This window comes from Chroococcidiopsis sp. CCALA 051 (genome assembly GCF_003015105.1).
In the GTDB taxonomy this organism is placed as follows: Bacteria; Cyanobacteriota; Cyanobacteriia; order Cyanobacteriales; family Chroococcidiopsidaceae; genus Chroococcidiopsis; species Chroococcidiopsis thermalis.
The window spans coordinates 23,541-46,343 of record NZ_PYCI01000022.1 but is presented as its reverse complement, the minus strand read 5'-3'; the positions used below and the strand labels follow the sequence as shown (position 1 = coordinate 46,343).

The window sequence follows — 22,803 nt, the reverse complement described above, 5'->3', positions numbered from 1 at the left end:
CCCTACTTCCTGCTCCCTGCTCCCTACTCCCTAATAAGCCAAAGTTTCCAGCGTTTCGCGCAAATATAGACTTACTTGACGATCGAGGTTCACCTCTTGCAGTTGGCGATCGCCAGACATCTTTTCTAACCGCCAGCGCTGAAAGCCGGAGCTAGCAGCGATTGCGCCTTTTAGTTCGTCCCAGATTTGGCTATCTTCGGATCTGCTGGTGTCTGTAGCTGGATGAGCCATGTTTCCTCATTCCTTTACTTGAGCTGTTACTTGAGCTGTATCTGTTTGAGAGTTGGTGAGTTGGGGCAAGATGCGGTTAACTTGCCAGCCAACAATCGTAAAGTCTCGCGCTATTCTTTCTACAGGATAAGGTTTTGCCTTAGAAAATTCTGTTTCGCTAGTAACGAAAACCCGTGCCACGCTGACAGGGATTTGCAGAAATAGATTGCTTGCTAAAAAGGCAACGCTAGCTACCAACAATCCTAAGCCTCGCCATTGTGGTGGTAAGGGTATGACATTTGCCGCGATCGGCGCGGTACGATACAACAACCATAATAGCCCTACTAGCAATACTGCTGCTACCATAGCCAGCAGGCGATTGGCAGTCGTACGAATTAACCTGAGAACTTTTCTTTGCTGCTCGTCGAGCTGAGTTGGTTTTTGTGCGACTCCCAGCACGGCAAAGATCAAAAAAGGACGGGATAGCTGCATCCACAGAACGGGTAAGACTCCAATCGCCGCCACAATTGAGAATTCTAAGCACACGGGCAAGATGGGATCGCCCACAGCCAAGCCGAGCCAGCACAACTGCAACAGAATCGGCAGCGTTGCTAACCCAGCTAGGTGAATCCACAAAAATGGTTCGGAGCGAAATGATTGCATAGTTTTCAAGATGTCAAGACGTGCGATCGCACGTCTTGACAGTGCTACCTCGTAAGCGTGCGGCGTTTTGTCACCATGTGATAGGCTTCGACGATATCGCCTTCAACCCAATCGTTGAATTTATCAACACCAATACCGCATTCGTAGCCGGAATTGACTTCGCGGGCATCCTCTCGCATCCGCTTGAGAGAATCTAAAGCACCTTCGTAGATCACCTTACCACCACGACGCACCCGCAGCTTGCAGTTACGCACTAGCTTGCCTGACTGCACGTAGCTACCAGCCACCTTACCGCGACCGACTGGGAAGACCTGACGGACTTCTGCCTGACCGAGAGGTTCTTCTACCAATTCTGGCTCTAGCATACCTTCTAGGGCAGCTTGAATGTCTTCCAGCAGTTTGTAGATAATGTCGTATTCTCGAACATCTACCCCTGCTTCGTCGGCTGCTTGTCTAGCACCGCTAGCAAGCGTGGTGTTGAAGCCGATAATCACGGCGTTACTAGCTGCTGCCAAGTCGATGTCAGTTTCAGTGACTTCTCCAGGTGCAGACAACAACATTCTGATTTGGACTTCGTTTTGTGGCAGTTGTTTGAGCGCCCCGACAATTGCTTCGACGGAACCTTGGACATCTGCCTTGAGGATCAAGTTGAGTTCCTTCAACTCGCCTTCCTGAGCCTGTGCGGATATGGAAGTTAGGGTCGCGCGTCCTTGCAGCAAGCGGAACTGACGTTGTTTCTCTGCCCGTTCGCTGGCGATCGCCCGTGCTTCCTTCTCGACGAGATACACCTCGAAATCGTCTCCAGCTGCTGGCACGTCGCTCAAGCCCAAGACCTCCACGGCGAAGGAGGGGCTAGCGATATCTACTCGCCGACCGCGATCGTCCACCATAGCGCGGACTTTGCCAAATGCCGACCCAGCCACAAGGATATCGCCCACGTGCAGCGTTCCGTTTTGTACCAGCAAGGTTGCGACCGGACCTTTGGCTTTGTCAAGATGGGCTTCAATTACCGTTCCTTTCGCCGTCCGATCTGGGTTAGCGTATAGGTCTTCTACCTCTGAAACCAACAGAATCATTTCTAGCAAGCCGTCAAGGTTTTCACCTTTAATGGCGCTGACGGGAACCATAATCGTGTCACCGCCCCATTCTTCAGGAGTTAGACTGTATTGAGTTAACTCTTGCTTGACGCGATCGGGTTGAGCGCCTTCTTTATCAATCTTATTGATTGCGACGACAATTGGTACTTCTGCTGCTTGGGCATGACTGATCGCCTCAACCGTCTGGGGTTGAACGCCGTCATCGGCAGCAACCACTAAGATAGCGATGTCCGTCACTCGCGCTCCTCGCGCCCGCATCGCCGTAAAGGCTTCGTGACCTGGGGTATCTAGAAATACGACTTGCTGCATTTGCCCGTTTTGTTCGACATCGACGTGGTAAGCACCGATGTGCTGGGTAATGCCTCCAGCTTCGCCCTGCGCCACTTTTGTTTTGCGGATGGCATCGAGCAAAGTCGTTTTTCCGTGGTCTACGTGACCCATAATTGTTACGACTGGCGGACGGCGCTGGAGATTTTCCAAGTCTGCCGCATCGAGCATTTCTGTAACTTTACGGGCTTCTGCTTCTGGCTCGGCAGTTTCTACCTCTACGCCCAGTTCTTCCGCCACCATTTTAATCGTGGCAAGATCTAAACTTTGGGTAATACTAACTGCTATCCCTTTCATGAACAGAATCTTGACAATTTCTGTATCTGGAGTTGCTAAACTCTCAGCTAGTTCTTGCACGGTGAGATTGCCCATGACTACCACTTTTTCTGGGCGTTCGCGTTTCTGTTCTGGTTCGCGGCGACGGTTGTTTTCTCGTGCTTGGCTAAACTTTTTGCTTCTAACTACACTAATAGCAGCAGGCTGCGGCTGTCCTGGACGAGCTGCTGTTTTCTGTTTTGGCGGACGAGCTATAGACAAGCTAACTTGAATTGGAGTATCGCTATCTCCGTCCTCCTCATCGTCAAAGTCTTCTTCGTCATCCAAATCGACTATAGGCTTGAGACGTTTGGTTTTTACACCTGCCTTCGTTGCCTTTGCGTCTTGTCCTTCGTCTATCTCCTCTTCTTGCCATTTCTTGCCACCTTTACCCACTGGACGCGGCATGGGGCGTTTGAGGATTGGCTTGTCATCCACCCCGATCTCGGCGATTTCTTCCGTTCCCGGTAAAGCTTCTGCCCCATCTGGTTTAGAGCGTTCTGGTGCTACTGCTTCGCCTGCCCTCACTGGCTTAGGTCTTTGCAGTTCCAGCACGGGTTTAGGTCTAGCTGGCGTGCTTTCCGAGCTAGCAGCTGCCTCCTGCGAACGACGCATTGGTTTTTCGACTCTATCTGCCTTCGCCACTGGACGATTGGCTGCGCGATCGTCTTGCTCCCGCTTGAGAATTGGTCGCTCCGGTCGTTCCGATCGTTCCAGGCGCTCCGCTCGCTGTGGTGGCGACGGTGGTAGTCCGGCAGTTTCATCTACACCGTCTCTTGCCCCGGACGGTCTAGGGGGTGGTGTTGACAGCTTGGGTGATTCTGGTGGTCTGGATTTGTTTGTAGGTATTGAATTATCGCCCTGCTCGCTTTGGGTTGTAGGCTGAGTTTCTACTGCTTGCACTGGCTTTTGTGCTTCGGGACGGGTTGGCGCTGTTGTCGGTCGCACGGGTGAATTAGAAGCGGTCGGACGAGCTGGAGGTTGAGGTGCTACGGCAACAGAAGGTTCTGGGGGGTTAGGACGATCGGGGTTGTGCTTTGGTTTGCGAATTTCCAAGATTTGCTGTTTGTGAGGCACGACAGGTTTTGGTTTAACTTTGTTAGTGGCTGGTTGAGGATGTGCCTTGTAGCTGTTGGCATGACCTTCTCTACCAGCAGTGACGGGGTTGGCAGCTTGTTTTTCTGCTGCTTGTCTGATTCGCTCTGCTTCTTCTTCGCTAATAGTGCTGCTATGACTTTTCACTGCAATATTAAGCCGATCGCAAATGGCTAATATTTCCTTGTTATCCAAATTCAATTCCTTTGATAGATCGTAAATTCTGACTTTGCCGTTGTTCATCCATTCTTCCCCTTGTACCTACCAGCTATAACTGGATGGTTGCCCGATTTACAACATCTCCATCCTCCGATTTTTGTATATTCGTTTACTGTTTGAATTGCGGTTCTTGCCTCCAAATGATATAACAGAGAAGCTTTCTATTTGGCTTAAATCCCTACTTTGATAGGGTTAGCAGGTGTTTTTTGCTTGTGTTTTTTGCTTGTGTTTTTTGCTAGCGCTCCAACTTGAGGAAATCCGGTCGCAACTTTTGGTTGTCGATCTACTACTAGGATATTTTGACCCATATATTATTTTGGCATCAAGTTAGGTTTGCAGAAATTACCAGCTGCAAATTCCTTAACCTGTCAATGGGAATGCCGATGTGTTTGTATGCTTGATGCTCGTTCGCTCTTGTTAAGTTCAAGGAGTGGGTAAGTATAAGGGGTTGTACATATCACTGCTATCTGTCTCTGTCACCTGGTTTCGTACTTATGGTTCTGTAACTAGGCGCTGCAATAGAGTTTGATAAAGCACCTCTGAGACTGTCTTGACCTTGAGCGATCGCCCCAAGCGGTTTTTCTTTTGCGCCACTTGTAGACAGCTTGCTTGGGGACAGATGTAAGCAGAACGCCCCATGCCCCGATCTAATTGTAACTCTCCCGAGTCGCGATCGCGGACAATGCGCCAAAACTCCGATTTTAATGCCACGCGACCGCAGCTGATACAACGGCGATAGTTAGGTTTCATCAACAGGAGGGGGTTGGGACGGTGAAGAGAGCTTCAGGGGCAGTTACCAAGTCACGAGTCACAAGTCACAGTTCGTTAGTCGCCGATTCTTCTAGCTCCTCAGATGTTTCCAGTTCTTCATCCAATGCTTCGCCAGTGTCATCTACTGTTTCTATCATGTCTTCTAGTTCTTCCTCTGCCAATTCTTCCTCTGCTAATTCTTCCTCTAACTGTGCGGCGGCTTGTTGTCTAGCTGCTGCCGCAAATTTAGCATCTTCAGCGGCGTAATCGTATTTGTCGCGGTCTTTGATGTCAATTTTCCATCCTGTCAAACGGGCGGCTAGACGGACGTTTTGTCCTTCTTTACCAATTGCCAAACTGAGTTGATCTTCTGCCACCAATACGTGAGTCTGACGAGTTTCCGGGTCCATCAACCGTACTTCATCCACCCTAGCCGGACTCAAAGCATTGGCAATATAAGTAGCTGGATCGGGCGACCAGCGAATCACATCAATTTTTTCTCCGCGTAATTCGTTGACTACGACTTGAATTCGCGACCCTCTAGCGCCAATACATGCCCCTACTGGGTCTACATCTCGGTCTAGGGTATCGACAGCTATTTTTGTCCGAGGACCGACATGCCTGGAGGGAGGATTGGCTTCCCTAGCTACAGCGACAATGCGGACGACTTCATCCTCTATTTCCGGCACTTCATTCGCAAATAAATACACGACTAGACCAGCATCAGCCCTGGAAACCAATAACTGTGGACCTCGATGCTGTCCCTGCAAGACTTTCTTGAGATAAACCTTAAAAGTAGCATTGGCGCGATAATTATCGTTAGGTAGTTGCTCCCGCTTGGGTAATTCTGCTTCGACTTCTGGCTGACCGAAGCTGCTACTAACCGCCATAATCACTGACTGTCGCTCAAACCGTAGTACTCTAGCTTGCAGTACGGTATCTTCTATATCTTGAAATTCCTCTTGGATCATTTGACGCTGCTGATCGCGGAGTTTTTGCGACAAAACTTGTTTTGTCTGCATCGCTGCCATGCGTCCAAACTCTTCTTTATCTGGAGTCACGTCAACTAGCACCGAATCACCAATTTGAGCTGCATCCCCTGCAAATTCTTGCACGTCTTTGAGGGAAATCTCGTGGTCGGAGTTGGTGACTTCTTCAATAATCGTTTTAGTTGCTAGAACTCGAAAGCCTTGTTCTTCAACATCCAACTCTACTTCAAAGTTGTCAAAATATTCTTCTTCAAAATGCTTTTTGTCTAAATTTTGCGCTCGCCGATAGCGCTCGTAGCCTTTTAGCAAAGCTTCTCTCAAGGCATTTTGTACCGCATTCCGAGGTAAATTCCGTTCGCGGCTGATGCTTTCAATTAATTCTTTTAGACCCGGTAGGCTAACCATTGACATAATATTTAAACCTCTTTATCTGTAGGGAGTCGGAAGTGGGGACAAGGAAGACAAGGAGGACAAGGGAGACAAGGGAGAAATTGCAATCCGAAATCTCAAATTCACAATTTTCCTAACCTCCAATCCCTCACTCCTAACCCCCGATTTAGTGGCGCTCGTCCAGTTGTACCCTGGTGATGAGAGAGCGGGGAATGGCGATCGCCCGACCTTTTTGATTCAAAAACACTGCGGTTTCATCGCGCTTAATTAATTGACCCGTCCACTCTGTATGACCTTCATAGGGTTCGGATAAGGTGACGATCGCAGGGAATCCTTTAAAAGAAATAAAGTCTCGGTCTGCCACCAGCTGGCGCGATATCCCTGGACTAGAAACCTCCAAAACGTAAGCATCAGGAATGACATCTGCTGTATCTAGCGTTGCTTCTAAAGCGCGGCTCATGCGTTCGCAGTCGTCTAGTCCGGTGTCTTGCTGCGGATTGCGGATGTCCACGCGCAGCACTGGCGGACGATGGTTTGTATGGAAAACAACGTCAACGATTTCCAACCCTAGATCTTCTGCTACAGGCGAGGCGAGTTCAATGATTTGGGGAATTAAGGGATGAGCCATTGTTCAGACATAAAAAAAGCGGGTGGACACCCACTTCCTGAGAAACAGTTATTTTTCCAGAAAGTTTAAAGGCGAAACAAATTCGTTTCGCCCTTACATTTGAGTTTAGCGCATCAATTAGGGGTGAGGAGCGAGGAGCGAGAGAATGAGACAAGGGAGAGGGGAAAAATGTTTTTCTTCCTGTCCCCCTTGTCTCCCTTGTCCTCCTTGTCCCTCACCCCTTACTCCTCACTTCTCACCCCGCTTCAATAGCCGGGTTTGTTCCATAATTTGCTCGACATCCTCTTGTGCGAGTCTGCGGACGTAGTTGAGTTTGACTTCTTCTAAAAAGTCAGAAATCAGAGATTGAATGCGTTCTAAGGTATGTTTTTCCTGCATTTGCCTACCTAAAGCTTGGCTGAAATGTTGAGCTAGCTGGCGGGAAATTTTTGCCCCAACCGGATCTTCTACAGCTTTGACGATCGCGGTATAAAAATTTTGGGTAATGGAGGTCGCTAGTTGCTGGCTCAGCGCGTGGGGGAAGTTGCCGACTCCTGGTAGATTTTGGATGCTGCGGTAGAGGGGGGATTGGTCGAGGGTGCTTTCGATGCTGTGGCGTAAAATGGCAATGATATCCGGTTCGATTTGGGGGAAGACTTGGTAGACGAGGACGTTGACGACCAGAGAAGCGATCGTCTCAATTTCGTTAATATTATTTAAATCTATGTATGGTTGCCGCTTAGAGCTGGCGGATAGCCAATTTGTTAACTCTCCCCGTCGTACCGAAACTTGTAACTGATTAATAAATTGAATTAAAACGACTTCAGTGATTTCCTGTGCCAAACTGGCGACAAATCCTTGAGTCGCTTGTCGTCGGACTGGTTCTAAATTTAATAATTTTGCTTGGTGCAAGCGAACCGTCACTGGAATAATTCGCAGCCACGTCCAGCGCAAAAAAGGTAACAACTCAAAGGGAACGATGAGTAGAATGTCATACCATCGCCATAACATCGCATCTTGCCATTTCAACCCAACATGACGACGGCTAATGATAAAAGTGCGGATGAGAAATTCTACGCCAAACAGGACGATGAAATAAGCGTCAATTCCCCAGAATTCATCGATAAATTCTCCGTTTTCACCGATCGCACGATAATAATTTGTGGCAACTAAAGGGCGAATACTGCGATTGAAAAAGTCAATCTCTTTTTGCCACCCAGCCTTGAGGAGATATTCTTGACTCCAAAAAATATTAAAAGCAGTACGCGAAGATTCTTCACCGATGCGATCGCGCATTCGATTTTTAATTCTTTCTAGCGTCCCCGTCTTATTTGCCAAGGCAAACGGATTAGTTTCGATAATGTCACTGCTGTAGCGGCGCAGTTGCTCTAACACGGCTGCTGTCTGGGGTGACTGCAATCCTGTTTGACTCACTTGTTGTTCTAAGGCATTGACTAGCTTTAAATACTGCTGAGTTTCGCGGTGCGGCTCAATGCCTTTAATTGGATCGTAAATTGTTGTAACTTCGGGAATGCGGTTGAGGTAAAAATCGCGCCAGGGGACGTAGGTGAAGTCAAAAATGACTAGACCAAAATTTACCGTAGCTGCGATCGCCATTAAGCGCTCGAACCATAGAGAAAAGCGACGTTTAGACAAGTCAAAAGTCAAAAGTTAAATGTGAAAAATTAGGATATAGGAGATAACAGTGATGGTCAGGAATGAAAACTAACCCGCTCTAACTAGCAACCACCAACTACCAATTACCCATTACCCATTACTATTACAACCTGCGTGTCTTCTAGAGCTTACCAGTAGTATTAATAACGAATGCGGGGATCGATGGAGGCATTGAGAATATCAATTATGATGCTGGCAAGCACGACGATCGTACCAAAGAATACTAAAATTCCTTGAACGGTAGGATAATCGCGCAAGGAAATTGCTTCGTAGAGGCGGTTGGCTAAACCAGGCCAAGAAAATGTCACCTCAGTTAAGATTGCTCCGCCTAATAAAGAGGCGAAAGTGAGTCCCATAATCGTAATCACGGGAATTAAGGCATTTTTTAAAGCATGGGCAAATAAGATCCGTCGTTCGGGAATTCCCCTAGCACGGGCAGCTTCTACATAGTCAGCTTTAAGGGTATGTTTGAGGTTGACGCGAACAATACGCTCGAAAATTCCCGATAGTAAAAGTCCTAGAGTTAGACTCGGCAGCAATAGGTAATAGATAGCACTGAAAAACTGGGTAAAATTGCCGCTTAATAAACTATCAATAGTGTAGAGTCCTGTAAAACCTTCAGGTGCGGGTATAGAAGTTGGAAAGCGCGTTCCCAAGGGAAACCACCCTAACTGTACCGCAAATACCAACTGCATTAACATTCCTACCCAGAATAAGGGTAAGGCATAAGTGATAATCCCAAATAATCGCCCCCCTACATCTAACCAAGAATTAGGGCGGGAAGCAGCTAGCATTCCGACGCTAATTCCAATGATGAGCGCAAATGCCATGCTAAATACGGCTAATTCTGCCGTGGCGGGGAAGTGCTGTCCGATGGTTTGCCAAACGGATTCCCCTTGAGTTGTAATGGAACTACCGAGATCGAAACGCAAAAGACTACCAATGTAACGAATGTATTGAATTGGCAAAGGATCGAGTAGCCCTAACCGTTGCCGATATTCTTGCTTGACGCTTTCTGGGGCGCGTCCTCCTAACACAGCATCGACGGGATCGCCAGGAGTTGCTCTTAACAACAAAAATACCACGGTCACGATCGTCCACAGCATGAGTGGTGTCAGCAGCAATCGAGCCAGAATGTAATATTGCAGAGATTTTGAGCGAGACATATGAGGGATAAGGGAGCAGGGAGCAGGGGGATAAGGGAGAATTAGCGACCGATCGCTGACTTAAGATCGGGGAAGAACGATTAGTCAGCAATATCTTAGATCGGCAACTGCCATTAGTGCTAATATTCCGTCAGGGAAAGCCGATCGCTACGAACTGCTATCTTATGGATAACGCTGCTAGAACTCCAGCTAGGTGCGAACGTGCTAAGTTTTGGCGACAGCCGGAGTTGGGTAATTTGGAGTTACTTAGAGCAACTTATATTACTCATGCTTTCTGCCGACACATTCACGAAGCTTATACTATCGGTGTCATCGAACAAGGGGTAGAAAAGTTTACTTACCAAGGCGAAATGCATTTTGCCCCTGCTGGTACGGTGGTGATTGTCAACCCCGGTGAGGTGCATACGGGAAGTGCGGGAGTTGAGAATGGTTGGACATATCGCGTGTTATATCCCGATGTGAGTTTATTGCAACAAGCTGCGGCTGAGGCTTTTGTGGGGCGACAGGTTATGCCTTATTTTCCGCAAGCCGTGATTGACGATCTCCAGCTTGCTCAACAGATATTACAACTACATCAAAGTTTAGAAACTTCGCCGTCGCAGTTAGAAAAAGATACGCGCTGGTTGGGGACGCTTGTAAAATTGATTCAACGTCATACAGGCGATCGCCCTACACTGAAACAAATAGGTAAACAAGACAAACCGATCGCGCGAATTAGATCGTATTTAGAAGCAAATTATACAGAAAATATTTCTTTAGAAAAACTTGCCGCGATCGCCAATCTCAGTCCGTTTTATTTATTACGAACATTTCGCGATCGCGTTGGTATGCCACCTTACGAGTATTTAACTCAAGTGCGGGTGGCAAAAGCAAAAAGGCTTTTATCACAAGGATATGCGATCGCGCAGGTGGCGCAACAAACGGGTTTTGCCGATCAAAGTCATTTAACCAGGCAATTCAAGCGTTTTGTTGGAGTCACGCCAGGGAAGTATAGTAAACCAGTCGGATAATACCATCACTTCGCGCTCTAAGCATTTGTGGCGACTAGAGAGACGAGCTGCTGATAATTATGTTCGGGACAGTCAATATTGTTATGTTGTGACTAGCGATCGCGGAAATTGGCGCACTAAAGCCGAAAATACCGGACAGGGGCGACTGTTATCTAAATTTTCAGGTTTGCTCCAGGTGAAAGGTGCTTTTTGTGCCGCAGAAATCCACAGTAACCGTTTGGCGCGAGTGATGGCAACATAAAGTAAGCGAAACTCTTCTGCTGTCTTGAGTTGTTTTGCCTGTTCCCACGCCGTAGCAACATCGGGTAAGGGAAATTGTTCGTGCAAAGCAGCGCGAATTTGGGCGCGGGCAACTTCTGCAACGGTGAAATCTCCCAAAAAATGAGCTTGAGGTAAAACGCGCAGATTTCCAGGAATTGTATTTTCGTGTAAAAACGGAATGAATACGCAGTCCCAATCCAATCCTTTAGCTTTGTGCATGGTAATAATTGTCAGTTGCCCAGGACGGGTATAACGCGCCTCGGAATCTTCCGTATCCACGGCTTCAAATTTTTCCGAATTGACAATTTCGCTCAACACTAGCAACATGGCAGCCAAATTATGACTGCCATTACCAGCAAGTTGTTGCTGCACTCGTTCTGCTAGCTTATCTGCTGTCGCGAGTTCTGCTTGGTCGTAATTCAGGGTTAAGGCAAGGAAGGAAATTAATTGATAGGGAGGTAACTCCATGCGAGCGCGGAGCAGGCTGCGGCACAAATGACTGGCTTTTTGAGCTGGTTCGGGTTGAGGTGCGTCTAAAGGACCAGGATACAGAAATTGTTCGGGAATGGTTGCCAGCGCGTTCAAATCTTGCGGTTGGATTAACTGACGCTGTACCAAAACTTCCAAGGCAGCTTTGAGATAATCGGGGGAGTGAGGACGGTCGAGGAATTGCAGCAGTGCTAGCACTTCCGCCGGAACTCGAGAATGGCGATCGCTTTCTGAAACCTCGTACACTACGATATTATGCTCTTGGCAAATCGGCGCGATCGCTTCAGCCAGCCATCGTCCCTGTCTGTTTTCCCTCACTAAAACCGCCATGCGCAGATTATTCGGCGTTTCTGGAGTTTGTGTTTCTCCATTTGATTCTGCTTGACATAATGCCACTACCCGCCGACCGATCAATTCTGCCGTGTGATGAATATCGCGAGGCGTATGCAACTCCAATCCCCCACCAATCGGTGCAGGATTAGCATCCGGCTGTGGGTCATCTAAGCTAACTGGATGAATCGTTTGCGCTCGAAATGGCAAAGAGGTAATGGGTAATGGGTAATGGGTAATTGGTTGACCGCTCCCTTGTCCCTGCTCCCTACTCCCTACTCCCTGCTCCCTTCCATTCACCCACCCCAACATAAAGTTAGCTGCGGCAATGACAATCCTAGTGCTGCGTCCTGCCATATCCATTGTCGCCAAACGTTGTTGCTGCTGGCACTCTTCGCAGAAGCGACGAAAATAAATTGGGTCGGCAGGGGTAAAGGTAGAATTAATTGCTTGGTTGGGATCGCCAACGCGGATTAAATTTGGTGGTAAATCTGGGTTTTCTGGATCTTGCGCCAGAATTTCTAAGAGTTTGGTTTGCAGGGGTGAAGAGTCTTGAGCTTCGTCTTCAAATACGGCAAAAACTTGCTTTTGTTCGTTGCGTCTGGCGCTAGGATTTTCTAGTACCCGTAGCGCTGCCAAAATCATATCGTCGTAGTCGATTAAATCGCGCGATCGCATTAAATTCTGATACTGTTCGTACAATCCGGCAGCGACGGTTAAAATTTCATATTCATCTATTGCCTGTTCGCCCAACACTCGCAACTGTTGCGGTTGATATCCAGAGCTTTTCGCTTCGTGAATCACCAAATAAGCTAACGCTGGTAGTACTTCTGTCCGCAATACTGATTGTCGCCGTAAGCGTTCTGTTTCTTCGCCGTCAAATTGTCTACCTTCGAGTAACCGAGAATACAAGCGGGGATTAGCAGCAATCCACTGTTCTACACAAGTCCGAATCAGGCGATGGCTCTGATTGGGCGTAATTAACGTCGCGCTATCCAAGGGCAATCCCGACAAGTCAGGATAGCGGCTGGCAATATTCAGCGCCAAACCGTGTAGGGTATTGACAGTGAACCCTCTTGGTGGTAGAGAAAATTCTTCTCGTAAATACCTGCGAATCTTACCTTTAATGTTTGCTGCCGCAGAACGAGTAAATGTAACAACAACGATCGCACGTTTGGCATGTAATTGATAGCGGGCGATCGCAATTGCCGTTGCTGCTGCCATTCCCGTCGATTTGCCTGCCCCTGGCACTGCCGAGACTGCCAACTGTCCCCCCTGCCAATCTGCCATTTGTTGCTGTCCTGGGCGCAAGCTGTTGCGGATCTGTTCCCATTTATTTGTAGGGGCGCACAGCTGTGCGCCCGTACTAGAGTCGGGAGTCAGGATGGATAATTGGTCGGTGAGGTTGGCTTCTGGCATCGGGAGTTTTGGACTCAATCTAGGTATCTAAATCTAAAAGAGAATTTATGTTTTCAGCGTAATTTTTCAATATTAAGCCCAGATTGTCGTTGGATGACAAGTGAGACTACAGTATTTGTACAGGATAAAGCGATCGCGCTTACCATGTGGGGAGAGTGGGAGAGATGCGATTGGTTTTTGTCTCAGGTTGAGAGCGATCGAGTTTAGTTGAAATTTTGTTTTAGCCAGAATACCAAATCGGTTAGACATACAGAACAATCCTGAATAATGTCCTAAATAGGGTAGTTATGCCGTTTTTTAGGGCTGTTGCTCAGATCCAAAGTCAAATCCGATCGCGATACTATCAAATTAATCTGAAGTGCGGGTTTTTCCTATGACTACTTTGCCTGAAATTGAAGCAGCAATTAAGCAATTGCCTGAAGGCGATATTCGCCAACTTTCAGTTTGGTTACAAGAATATTTGGATGAAATGTGGGATCGCCAAATTGAAGCTGACTTAGCATTAGGTAAACTAGACAAGCTCATTGCTAAGACAGAGGCAGAGATTGCGGATCGTAGAGTGAGGGATCTTGATGAAGTCCTTCGCAGCATCTGATTTTTGGGAAGCATATGCAGAGTTAATTCCAGAAGTGAAGGAACAAGCTCAAAAAGCGTATCAACTTTGGCAAGAAAACCCGCTGCATCCTTAGAATTAATTTGATATCAGAATTATTGATTTATTGCTGGCTTGAGCAGCGAAAACAACGAATTATGCTGTAACCAAACACACAATTTTATACTTGCTTCGTCATTTGTCTGCGGTTGATATTCGCCACTTTGAATTGTCTCTTTTAGCGGACTTCTAAATCTCAATATATCTTTTATAAGCTCTTCAAACATAGCTAATGGTAGAAGTAGTGTATCCTCTACTTCTACATCATCTTCCTTGAAAAAAATAGTTTCAAATCTAAACTTATATCCAGCCCATCTAATGGTAGGTAGTCTATTTACTGCTGCCTTCAAATTATCTATTATGCAATTATACTGTGGATGAGGGTTTTTCTGTCTGTGTTCTATCCACCAGTAAACATTATGCCTAACAAAATACTTACCATTTCTATTAGTACATACTTCTACTTCCACGTCATTCACATACAAAAATTGACGGCTCATCACTCTAGCTTCACCTTCTGGCATTGGTTCTAATTCCTCCCACGGTTCGACTTCAACAACATTCTTATTATTCCCTTGACAAAGCTGAAGATTACTAGCAAGCTCCAGAGGAATCGGATCTTTCTCTAAAGCCTCCAAACTAGAGAATTCTTCTTTAAAATCTGGTGAGTTTTCTATCAGTATTTCTAATTGCTGACTGCTAAAAGCCATTAGCTCTACACCAGCTACAGTTCTACGAGTTGCATCAGACATCATATTGACTAATTCCTGAGCTGGAGTTAAATCTATTCTTATACCTTTGTAATTCGTCTCCCAATATCCAAATTTGCCAAGGGATTTAGGTTCTGTATGATATTCTTTCCACTTTAACGAGCTAGCTTTTTTATTAATATTTTTTAAAGCACTCCTTATGCCTCCCGATACACCATGTCTACCGTAGACAGGGTAGAACAGATATATTGTTGGTAGTCCTTCACCCGCAATCGGATTGAATCCAAATATCATTGTGTTAAACTTAGCCAGATGTAGAAAACTTTGTTGTAATGCTGTCTCAATTGGAGTGATTCTTCTAATCGGTGCAACTACTTGTGACCAGTTGAGCGGTGGTTTATACAACTCAAGAAATTCAGTTTCAAGATTTGAAAGAGTATTTATATCGTTATTACATCTAAGCCAGCTAATACTGACTTGATTTTTGCGATTCAATTTTTTTAATTGTCTAAATCTATGATGTTCTCTCCACCTAGAAACTAAATTTCCCGTCCTACCAATATATAGAATTTGTCCCGTGCTATCAGATACAAAATAAATAGCTGCACAACTAGGTAAATTATCTTTATTCAGTAAGTAGACTGATGGCAATTCAGAAAGCTGAAGATTCTCTATTGGCATTGTTTCAAAACTAAGCTTGACCGATGAAATATCGGATGCTAGCTAACACTAGCTAAGTAGAAAGACTATAGCTTTTCCAGAAACTGGTATAAATTATAACTAAATTAAGAATAAAAATTACTGAGCGATCGCAAGTCCAATAGAGCTGATGGTAGTTTGTTAGACTGAAAGTCTAAAGTGTCAGTAAATCCTCAACAAGGACGCTCAAGCCCGATGATGCTATCGACGTATCCGAGTAGCCTACTGCTATCGAGAGAACTGCCTAACCTGGACTATAAATTAAAACGCGATCGCTTTGATGAAACGTGGGAAGCACCCCTTGCTACCCTACTTGGTTTAGGACGAGCAGCAGGTGCAGATTTTGTAGAATTTTTCTTGGAACGAGTTAACTATATTAACTGTTTAGCAGAAGACGACACGATCGCCAGCATCTCCCCCAGATTATCTACTGGTGCAGGGGTGAGAGTGTTTCGCGGTAAGGCTGATTGCTATGTCAGCACCAACGATTTAACATTTAACGGACTCAAAGCCGCTTTAGAAAAAGGACTTTCCATTCTAGGGTTGCAACTCCCAGCACCCAACGCCTACATCCCTGCGATTAATTTAGAACTACTACGCGACTACGCTACCACTAAAGGTAAAGATAGCTGGTTTGCTAGCTGTAGTTCGATTCGCGAAATGGGAGAAGTGCTGCTAGATGCCAACCAACAGTTACAACTTAAAGCAAACCACGTCCAATCGAGACGCGCTACCTATTTCCGTGACTGGCAAGAAGTCCTAGTTGCTTCCAGTGATGGCACATTTGCCAGAGATATCCGTCTGACACAATCGGTAGGATTTAACTTGTTGTGTGCGGATGGCATCCATCGGACTTCCATCGGACAACGGGCAGGTAGTACTAGCGATCCTAATTTTCTCAGAGCTTGGGATTACAAATCAACCGCTGAGGAAGTGGCAGAATCGGCAGGTAAGATGTTGTATGCCGATTATGTAGAATCGGGTACGTATCCAATCGTGATGGCAAATCAGTTTGGTGGTGTCATCTTCCATGAAGCTTGCGGACACCTGCTGGAAACCACCCAAATCGAACGCAAAACCACTCCTTTTGCTGACAAGAAGGGTGAAAAAATCGCTCATGAAAGCCTGACTGCTTGGGATGAAGGACTGTCAGATAGTGCTTTCGGTACGATTGACATGGACGATGAGGGAATGCCAGCCCAACGGACATTATTGATCGAAAATGGAATTTTGAAAAACTTCTTGAGCGATCGCGCTGGTTCCTTACGCACCGGACACCCTAGAACGGGTAGCGGACGCAGACAAAGTTATACCTACGCCGCCGCCTCGCGGATGCGCAACACTTATATCGCACCAGGTAGCTATACCAACGAAGAAATCTTTGGTTCGATTGATAAAGGGATCTATTGTAAGAAAATGGGTGGCGGTAGCGTCGGCGCGACGGGACAATTCAACTTTGCGGTGGAAGAAGCTTACTTAATTGAAAATGGCAAAATTACCAAACCCCTTAAAGGTGCTACTTTGATTGGTGACGCGCAGGAAATTATGAATAAGATTTCTATGTGTTCCCAGGATTTGGGATTAGCGGCGGGTTTCTGCGGTTCTGTTAGCGGTAGTATCTACGTTACTGTCGGACAACCTCATATTAAGGTAGATTCGATTACGGTTGGCGGAAGATAAGAATTTTGTCACGCAAAGACAAGGACACTTGCGTGCGGGGGTGTCCCCCGTTGAGGAGCGACTGCGTTGCGGGGGTTCCCCCCGTTAAAGCACGTCGCGTCAAAGTGTCCGTGCAAAGGCGCAAAGGATGCTTAGCGTCTCTGCGTCTTTGCACGATCGCATTTTAAGTAGATAAGTAAAGAGTATGACGAATATTCAAGAACTTGCAAATTACGTTCGAGATAGTGCTGGTAAAATTGGTGTTCAAAAATTTGATATTTTCGGTTCTTCTGTTGATGAAACTAGCGTGCAGGTAGATTCAGGCGAACCAAAACAAGTCAAAGCCTCAAATCGTTCTGGGGTGACGGTGCGGGTGTGGAATGAAAACAATAACGTAGGAGTCACTAGCACGACTGACGTGTATCCCGAAGGTATCGAACTTGCTTTGAAAACTGCCTATGAAGCGAGTTTCTTTGGGGTCAAAGAAAATGTACCAGATTTTAGTCCAGAAGCAATCGCGCCGATTACTGCTGATACAGAAGCTACAGCACCTCAAGCACCTGTAGCTAAGTTAATTGAAACCCTCATCTCGGCTGAAAAGGAACTCTTGGCTGCTCACCCGGCGATCGCGGGTGTACCCTACAATGGTTTATCGCAAAGAGATTTAGATCGGTTTTATCTTAATAGTGAAGGTGCGACACGTCATGAAGCTCGTTCCTATGCTTCGATCTATCTTTACAGCAAAACCGATGAAGAAGGGAAAAAACCCCGTTCTGCTGGCGCATTTCGGATTAGCCGTAATCTAGACAACTTAGATATTCAAGCTTGTCTGAAAGAAGCAGCCGAAAAAACTATCAGTCACTTGAATTACGAGAAAGTTAAATCAGGTAAATATCGCGTTGTCTTCTCTCCCGAAGCTTTTTTAAGTCTGCTGGGTGCTTTTTCTAATCTGTACAATGCTCAAAGTATTCTGGATAAACAAAGTCTGTCTACACCAGAATCTATCGGTAAGCAAATTGCCTCGCCTTTGCTTTCGGTGTGCGATGATGCATTACATCCTGAAAATATTGCTGGAGAAACCTTTGACGGTGAAGGTACGCCTACCCGTCGCATCTCGATTATCTCTGATGGAGTATTAACAAATTTTCTCCATAGCGCAGGAACTGCAAAGCGCTTAGACGCAAAACCCACCGGACACGCTAACATTGGGGCAAAGGTGACGGTTAGTCCTCATTTCTATCACGTTTTTTCTAACCAACCAGCCAGCCAAACATACAACTTAGATACGGCTGAGAATGTCATTTTTGTTGACGATTTACATGCCTTACATGCCGGAGTCAAAGCTTTGCAAGGTTCTTTCTCCCTCCCCTTCGATGGTTGGGTCGTTAACAATGGCAAGCGGACGAGTATCGAATCTGCTACTGTGGCGGGAGATTTTCTGGAAGTGTTGCAGTCAATTATTTTCGTTGAACCAGAGGCAGAATTAACCCCATCTGGGGTTTGCCCTCGAATTTGGATCGATAATTTATCAATTACTGGGGAATAGTTGTTGGTTGCTAGTTCTTGGTAGGGACGCACACTGTGCGCCCCTATCGATTGCAGATTTCTTGAGAATATATCTCAAGTAAGATTCAAATAAATAGCTTTATATGAGAGCTTATAGCTTGACATAGCAATTGGAGGGAAAGTGAAATATGGTCGCAACTTTAGACGATACTAAGCGTAGAGCGATCGCAATGGAACTAGCAGATTTAAAAGCCCTACAAGAGTTGCTAATTAGCAATGAAGAGAAACTGATTCCATCTATCAGTAGCGATAAAGAAATTAGCGATCGCTTAAACGATTTTCTCAGAGACGACAGGCAAAATTTGACTGTCATTAACGAAGTTATTGCTAAGTTTGGTGGTGGTTCTGTCGGGCATAGAGATACAACGGGGCAATATGTAGAGCAAGTCAACCGTTTAATGGATGGTAACGAACTATCTTTGTATCAAAAAGTCTCTGCTCACGAGCGGATTAAACACCAAGCTGTTATGACTGGCTTAATTATTCACAAAGCATCCCAGGTGACAGGGGAAGATGTCAAGGATGCGATCGCGCCTCTTAACCAAGTCAACTTTGAAAACCGCGCCCACCAAGAGCAATTGAAAGGAATTCTAGAGGTTTTGGGAACCCGCGAACTAACGGGTAAAGATCCAGATCAAAGCGTTTGGGCAAGAACTCAAGATGCTGTCGCTGCTTTGCGGGGCGTATTTGATGGGTTGACGAAGTAGGCGATCCCCCAATCGCTTTTCAAAAGGATTATAGTTTGGTTACATGTCATTTGTAGGGGCGCACGGCTGTGCGCCCCTACAGGCATTTGCTATATTTCTCAATTAAGCACTCGGCAATGCGGCGGGCTGCACCCGGTTTACCCATGCGGCGTATGCCGTTCTCAGCGATAGATTGTAGCTTTTCGGGGTTAGAGAGTAAAGCCGCGATCGCAACACCAACTTGGTGAGGGTTTTGGACGAAAGTAATCGATTCCCCAAAATGACGGCTTTGTGCCTCAGCAAAAGCATAGGTAAATTGCGGACCTTGACCAGGCATGATAATGGCAGGTTTGCCTAGCCCAATGAATTGTTCTGTCGCCGTTCCTGCCATTGCGATCGCAATTTGGGCTTGATGCAAGCAGTCGTTGTAGGCGTGTTGAGTTAAGATAACAGACGCATTTTTTTGTTGAAATGTCAATGACTCGGGAAGATCCCCCCAACCCCCCTTGGAAAGGGGGGCTTTGGTATTGGGAAGATCCCCCCAACCCCCCGATCTTCGGGGGGCTTTGGAAAATCTAGTATTTACAAGAGATTGACAAAAAGGCTCTAAATCGAGATTAGGGGCGATCGCAGCTAAAAATACCAATGGGCGATCGCCGAAAGTCACGATTAAATCTTTGACTGCTTGCAATATCAGTTCCCAATTTCTATGGGCTTCGGGAGGACGAGAACCAGGAAGGAGTAGAATTTGCAAAACTTGGTTCGCCGCCTGCAAAACTGGTTGGGATGGTTCGAGGCGATCCATCATGGGATTTCCCAGATCGAAGGCAGGAACGTTATGCTGTTGCAAAATTTTAGCAGTCAGCGAGTCTCTAGGAAATACCGCTCGACAGCGGCGATGGCTCATAAAATAGCGTTCCCAAGGATGATAGATCGAACCCGACCAATGTTCTAAACGGGCAAAAGGCGATCGCCCAGGCAAAACACCATTTTCATCCCGCACGTAATATTCAGATTTAGCTGTCCCCACAAAAGCATAATTCGCTCCACTCCGCCAGGCAAAGAGTAATGGAACGATATCGCCTACGGCTAATACTAAAGAATTCGGAATTCGGAATTCGGAATTCGGAATTAATTTTGAATTTTGATTTGCTTCCTCAGCTTTCTCAGCTCTCTTCTCCCCTGCTCCCTTCATCCATTGACGTATCGCCCTCAACTGATGCCAAGTCAGTTGTAACAAGCCACCTTGAAGATCTCCTAGCAGTTGCCGTCCATCCATGTAAATGAAGCCACCAGAAGGCATGATTTTTACGCTACCAATTAGGGGAATACCCAGACAAGCGTAAGCTTTACCTTCACCGACAATTGGTAAAGCAGCAATATCGAGGTTTGGACAAAGCTGCTGGAGTTCTTGGACGATCCGAACTGCAATGATATCTTCGCCATGACCGTTACTTAGACAGAGTAACCGCGAATGAGGGGCGAGTATAAAGTCAGAACTGAAGCAGGAATGAGATCTATAGTCCATTTCAGTAATAAAAATTAATAAAAGAGCGAGGGAGTTGTTTAAATTTTTAGCATTGAAGAAGCGTTGTTACTAGGTCGCTAAGAAGCGATTTTGAGGCTTGTGGGTTAGTTAACAAACCATAACTTCTCAGCCAGACTAATTGGGACTAACTTAGACTGATAGATGTATGGCTTTGGATTTCATCGCTGTAGCCCTCACTGTTTCTCGTCTTTCATCTCTAAAGAAAGAATAAAACTGCACGTCACGCCGCGATCGCTTTCGCTACGCAGCAAGCAGATTGGACGACTGGATGAGTGTACGGCTGGTAGCAGTGGTTGGTATAATCCATACTGGTTTTTTGTCGCGTCGGAGGGTGACAGGTCTATAAGTGGAACCAAGTTAAAAATTCTACATAAAAGCGATTTAGCATAGGCAAGAGGCAGAAAAATTAAGCAAGCCTAAAGGTCGTGCATTAGTCTTGAGGGGAGTATGCTAGCTGGCAAAACATTACAGCGTGGGAAATATACCCTGGAACAAGAAATAGGACGGGGGGGATTTGGCATTACTTATAAAGCCACCCACCAATTTTTAGGGCAACCAGTGGTAGTCAAAACGCTGAATGAATTGCTCCGGCAAGCGCCGCAATTTGCTAAGTTTCAGCGCCAATTTCAGGATGAAGCCCGACGCTTAGCAGCCTGCGTCCACCCCAATATTGTGCGAGTCAGCGACTTCTTCATTGAGGATGGCTTGCCATTCATGGTGATGGATTATATTCCCGGGCAAACTCTCGCCAAGGTGGTGTTTCCAGATCGTCCCTTGCCAGAAACGCTAGCAATTCACTACATTCGGCAGATTGGTGCGGCATTAGAAGTCGTGCATCAGAAGAACTTGCTGCATCGGGACGTGAAACCCCAAAACATTATTTTGCGCCAGGGAACTCAGGAAGTCGTACTGATTGATTTTGGGATTGCGCGGGAATTTACTCCAGGTTCAACCCAAACTCATACCAACATGGTTTCGGAAGGGTACGCACCCATAGAACAGTATCTCGCCCATGCCCCCCGTACTCCAGCCACAGATGTTTATGCCCTAGCAGCAACGCTATACGCGATCTTGACAGCCAAAGTACCAGTTGCCGCTAGCCTGCGCGATCGCATCCCTATGCCCAACGTACGCCAAATCAATCCTCGGTTAAGTGTTGACGTGGAACGAGCGATTATTTTGGGAATGGAGATTGAAGCTGTCAATCGACCTGCTACCGTAGCCGATTGGCTGGAACTATTGCCTCATACTTATTCCCAAAGTTTCTCAGGTGGTCTGACGGGTGGCGGGCGATCGCCAACTCATAATTCTTCGATCCCGAGTTGGCTTTCTCAGTCCAGCCAACCTGGAGTATCGGTTATGGAACCCCCATCTATCGAGAGCGAGGAGATCCCCGCCAAACAATCTTTTTTACGCGGTTTGTGGATTGGTGGTGGTTTAGCTGCGATCGCTGGCATTGCAACTCTAGCGATCGGCACAGTTTTTCCTAAGTCTGTACCTCAGTCACCTCAAAATTCGATACCCGCGCGCTCCAGCCAGCCTGCACCTCAGCCTACATCGCCCACCGATGCTAGATATGAGAAAAACATTACACTTCCACAAAAAGAAAACTCGCAAAAAGCAAACTCAACCGCTCCCCCGCCAACTCAACCTGTAAAAAATACTACCGAGCAACAGCCAGCAGCCAATACTTCTGGGCAAAGTGGGACGCAAAATCTCAGCAGCCCCGTCAACCCAACAATTCGATCTGGCACTCGCAGATGGAGACAAGATCGGAATAATGCTGGGCAAGGTTTTAACCGTAGAGTGAGGGCTACCTCATCAACCAGAAATCGCTCAACTGTCACGCCTACTCAACCTAAAACCAATCCTCAACGTAACTCGACAAAGACAAATAAGAATAAATCACCTCAACCTGCACCATCCCCTACACCAAAACCAGAACAATCGCCAACATCTAAGCAGTCCCCAACCCCATCCTCGCCAACACCATCCCCATCCCCAGAAGCATCACCCTCACCGCAAAACGCTCAGCCATCACCAGAACCATCACCCTCACCCCAGAACGCACCAGCACCAACACCAGAAGCCTCCCCAACAACCAACAACCAACCACCATCGCCAACACCCGCTGCACCAAGTTCAAATTCCTCTCCAGCAAAAGGAGGAGAGCCAATGTTGCCTAGCGATTACGAGTCTGGTAGCATTACGCCATCACCAACGCCCACAGCTGCACAAACACCCCCTGCCAATCCACCACATTAAAAA

Annotated in this window: 18 protein-coding genes; 7 read left to right on the top strand and 11 right to left on the bottom strand. The window is 46.6% G+C overall.

Annotated elements, in window-relative coordinates; all coding sequences use genetic code 11:
* Nucleotides 1-30: 30 nt before the first annotated feature.
* From C7Y66_RS07675 to C7Y66_RS07640, 8 genes are all read right to left on the bottom strand, one after another.
* Nucleotides 31-231 (bottom strand): hypothetical protein, encoded by a 201-nt coding sequence (locus C7Y66_RS07675; protein WP_039715142.1) that lies wholly within the window; start codon nucleotides 229-231, stop codon nucleotides 31-33.
* 6 nt (nucleotides 232-237) lie between these two features.
* Nucleotides 238-873: a low-complexity tail membrane protein gene (locus tag C7Y66_RS07670; protein WP_106545104.1), complete on the bottom strand. Its 636-nt coding sequence runs from the start codon at nucleotides 871-873 to the stop codon at nucleotides 238-240.
* A 44-nt stretch (nucleotides 874-917) separates the two neighbouring features.
* Nucleotides 918-3,950, bottom strand: coding sequence for a translation initiation factor IF-2 (gene infB, locus C7Y66_RS07665; RefSeq protein ID WP_106545103.1), 3,033 nt, complete (start codon nucleotides 3,948-3,950; stop codon nucleotides 918-920).
* A gap of 468 nt (nucleotides 3,951-4,418) precedes the next feature.
* A complete protein-coding gene (locus C7Y66_RS07660) occupies nucleotides 4,419-4,676 on the bottom strand; it encodes a YlxR family protein (protein ID WP_015157060.1) in 258 nt (85 codons plus the stop codon).
* Nucleotides 4,677-4,741: 65 nt separating this feature from the next.
* Entirely contained in the window at nucleotides 4,742-6,076 is a 1,335-nt protein-coding gene (gene nusA, locus C7Y66_RS07655; RefSeq protein WP_015157061.1) for a transcription termination factor NusA, read from the bottom strand.
* Nucleotides 6,077-6,221: 145 nt separating this feature from the next.
* On the bottom strand, nucleotides 6,222-6,683 hold the full coding sequence (gene rimP / locus C7Y66_RS07650) for a ribosome maturation factor RimP (protein WP_015157062.1): 462 nt from the start codon (nucleotides 6,681-6,683) through the stop codon (nucleotides 6,222-6,224).
* 228 nt (nucleotides 6,684-6,911) lie between these two features.
* Complete coding sequence (locus tag C7Y66_RS07645) at nucleotides 6,912-8,279, bottom strand: hypothetical protein (protein ID WP_106545102.1); 1,368 nt, start codon at nucleotides 8,277-8,279, stop codon at nucleotides 6,912-6,914.
* Nucleotides 8,280-8,479: 200 nt separating this feature from the next.
* A complete protein-coding gene (locus tag C7Y66_RS07640) occupies nucleotides 8,480-9,505 on the bottom strand; it encodes an ABC transporter permease (RefSeq protein ID WP_015157064.1) in 1,026 nt (341 codons plus the stop codon).
* Nucleotides 9,506-9,669: 164 nt separating this feature from the next.
* Between C7Y66_RS07640 and C7Y66_RS07635 the strand changes: the two genes are divergently transcribed.
* Nucleotides 9,670-10,515 (top strand): AraC family transcriptional regulator, encoded by an 846-nt coding sequence (locus C7Y66_RS07635; RefSeq protein WP_106545101.1) that lies wholly within the window; start codon nucleotides 9,670-9,672, stop codon nucleotides 10,513-10,515.
* An 81-nt stretch (nucleotides 10,516-10,596) separates the two neighbouring features.
* On the opposite strand, the gene C7Y66_RS07630 is transcribed toward C7Y66_RS07635, so the two are convergent.
* On the bottom strand, nucleotides 10,597-13,014 hold the full coding sequence (locus C7Y66_RS07630) for an ATP-dependent helicase (protein WP_106545100.1): 2,418 nt from the start codon (nucleotides 13,012-13,014) through the stop codon (nucleotides 10,597-10,599).
* Between the two features lie 373 nt (nucleotides 13,015-13,387).
* Here C7Y66_RS07630 and C7Y66_RS07625 point away from each other — a divergent pair, with 373 nt between their 5' ends.
* Nucleotides 13,388-13,609, top strand: a complete 222-nt coding sequence (locus C7Y66_RS07625) for a hypothetical protein (protein WP_106545099.1) — start codon at nucleotides 13,388-13,390, stop codon at nucleotides 13,607-13,609.
* A gap of 113 nt (nucleotides 13,610-13,722) precedes the next feature.
* On the opposite strand, the gene C7Y66_RS07620 is transcribed toward C7Y66_RS07625, so the two are convergent.
* Nucleotides 13,723-15,057: a GIY-YIG nuclease family protein gene (locus C7Y66_RS07620; protein ID WP_106545098.1), complete on the bottom strand. Its 1,335-nt coding sequence runs from the start codon at nucleotides 15,055-15,057 to the stop codon at nucleotides 13,723-13,725.
* A gap of 213 nt (nucleotides 15,058-15,270) precedes the next feature.
* On the opposite strand from C7Y66_RS07620, the gene C7Y66_RS07615 reads away from it, so the two are divergent.
* The 3 genes from C7Y66_RS07615 to C7Y66_RS07605 all read left to right on the top strand — a co-directional run bounded on the left by C7Y66_RS07615 (nucleotide 15,271) and on the right by C7Y66_RS07605 (nucleotide 19,007).
* A complete protein-coding gene (locus C7Y66_RS07615; RefSeq protein ID WP_015157072.1) occupies nucleotides 15,271-16,755 on the top strand; it encodes a TldD/PmbA family protein in 1,485 nt (494 codons plus the stop codon).
* A gap of 184 nt (nucleotides 16,756-16,939) precedes the next feature.
* Nucleotides 16,940-18,280: a TldD/PmbA family protein gene (locus C7Y66_RS07610; RefSeq protein WP_106545097.1), complete on the top strand. Its 1,341-nt coding sequence runs from the start codon at nucleotides 16,940-16,942 to the stop codon at nucleotides 18,278-18,280.
* 148 nt (nucleotides 18,281-18,428) lie between these two features.
* Entirely contained in the window at nucleotides 18,429-19,007 is a 579-nt protein-coding gene (locus tag C7Y66_RS07605; RefSeq protein ID WP_106545096.1) for a hemerythrin HHE cation-binding protein, read from the top strand.
* Between the two features lie 76 nt (nucleotides 19,008-19,083).
* Here C7Y66_RS07605 and C7Y66_RS07600 read toward each other — a convergent pair whose 3' ends face one another.
* Entirely contained in the window at nucleotides 19,084-20,514 is a 1,431-nt protein-coding gene (locus tag C7Y66_RS07600; RefSeq protein WP_106545095.1) for a lipid-A-disaccharide synthase-related protein, read from the bottom strand.
* A 162-nt stretch (nucleotides 20,515-20,676) separates the two neighbouring features.
* Here C7Y66_RS07600 and C7Y66_RS30465 point away from each other — a divergent pair, with 162 nt between their 5' ends.
* Nucleotides 20,677-20,925, top strand: a complete 249-nt coding sequence (locus tag C7Y66_RS30465; RefSeq protein ID WP_146149751.1) for a hypothetical protein — start codon at nucleotides 20,677-20,679, stop codon at nucleotides 20,923-20,925.
* Nucleotides 20,926-20,982: 57 nt separating this feature from the next.
* Nucleotides 20,983-22,800, top strand: a complete 1,818-nt coding sequence (locus C7Y66_RS31645; protein ID WP_199197295.1) for a serine/threonine-protein kinase — start codon at nucleotides 20,983-20,985, stop codon at nucleotides 22,798-22,800.
* The last annotated feature ends 3 nt before the right edge of the window (nucleotides 22,801-22,803 follow it).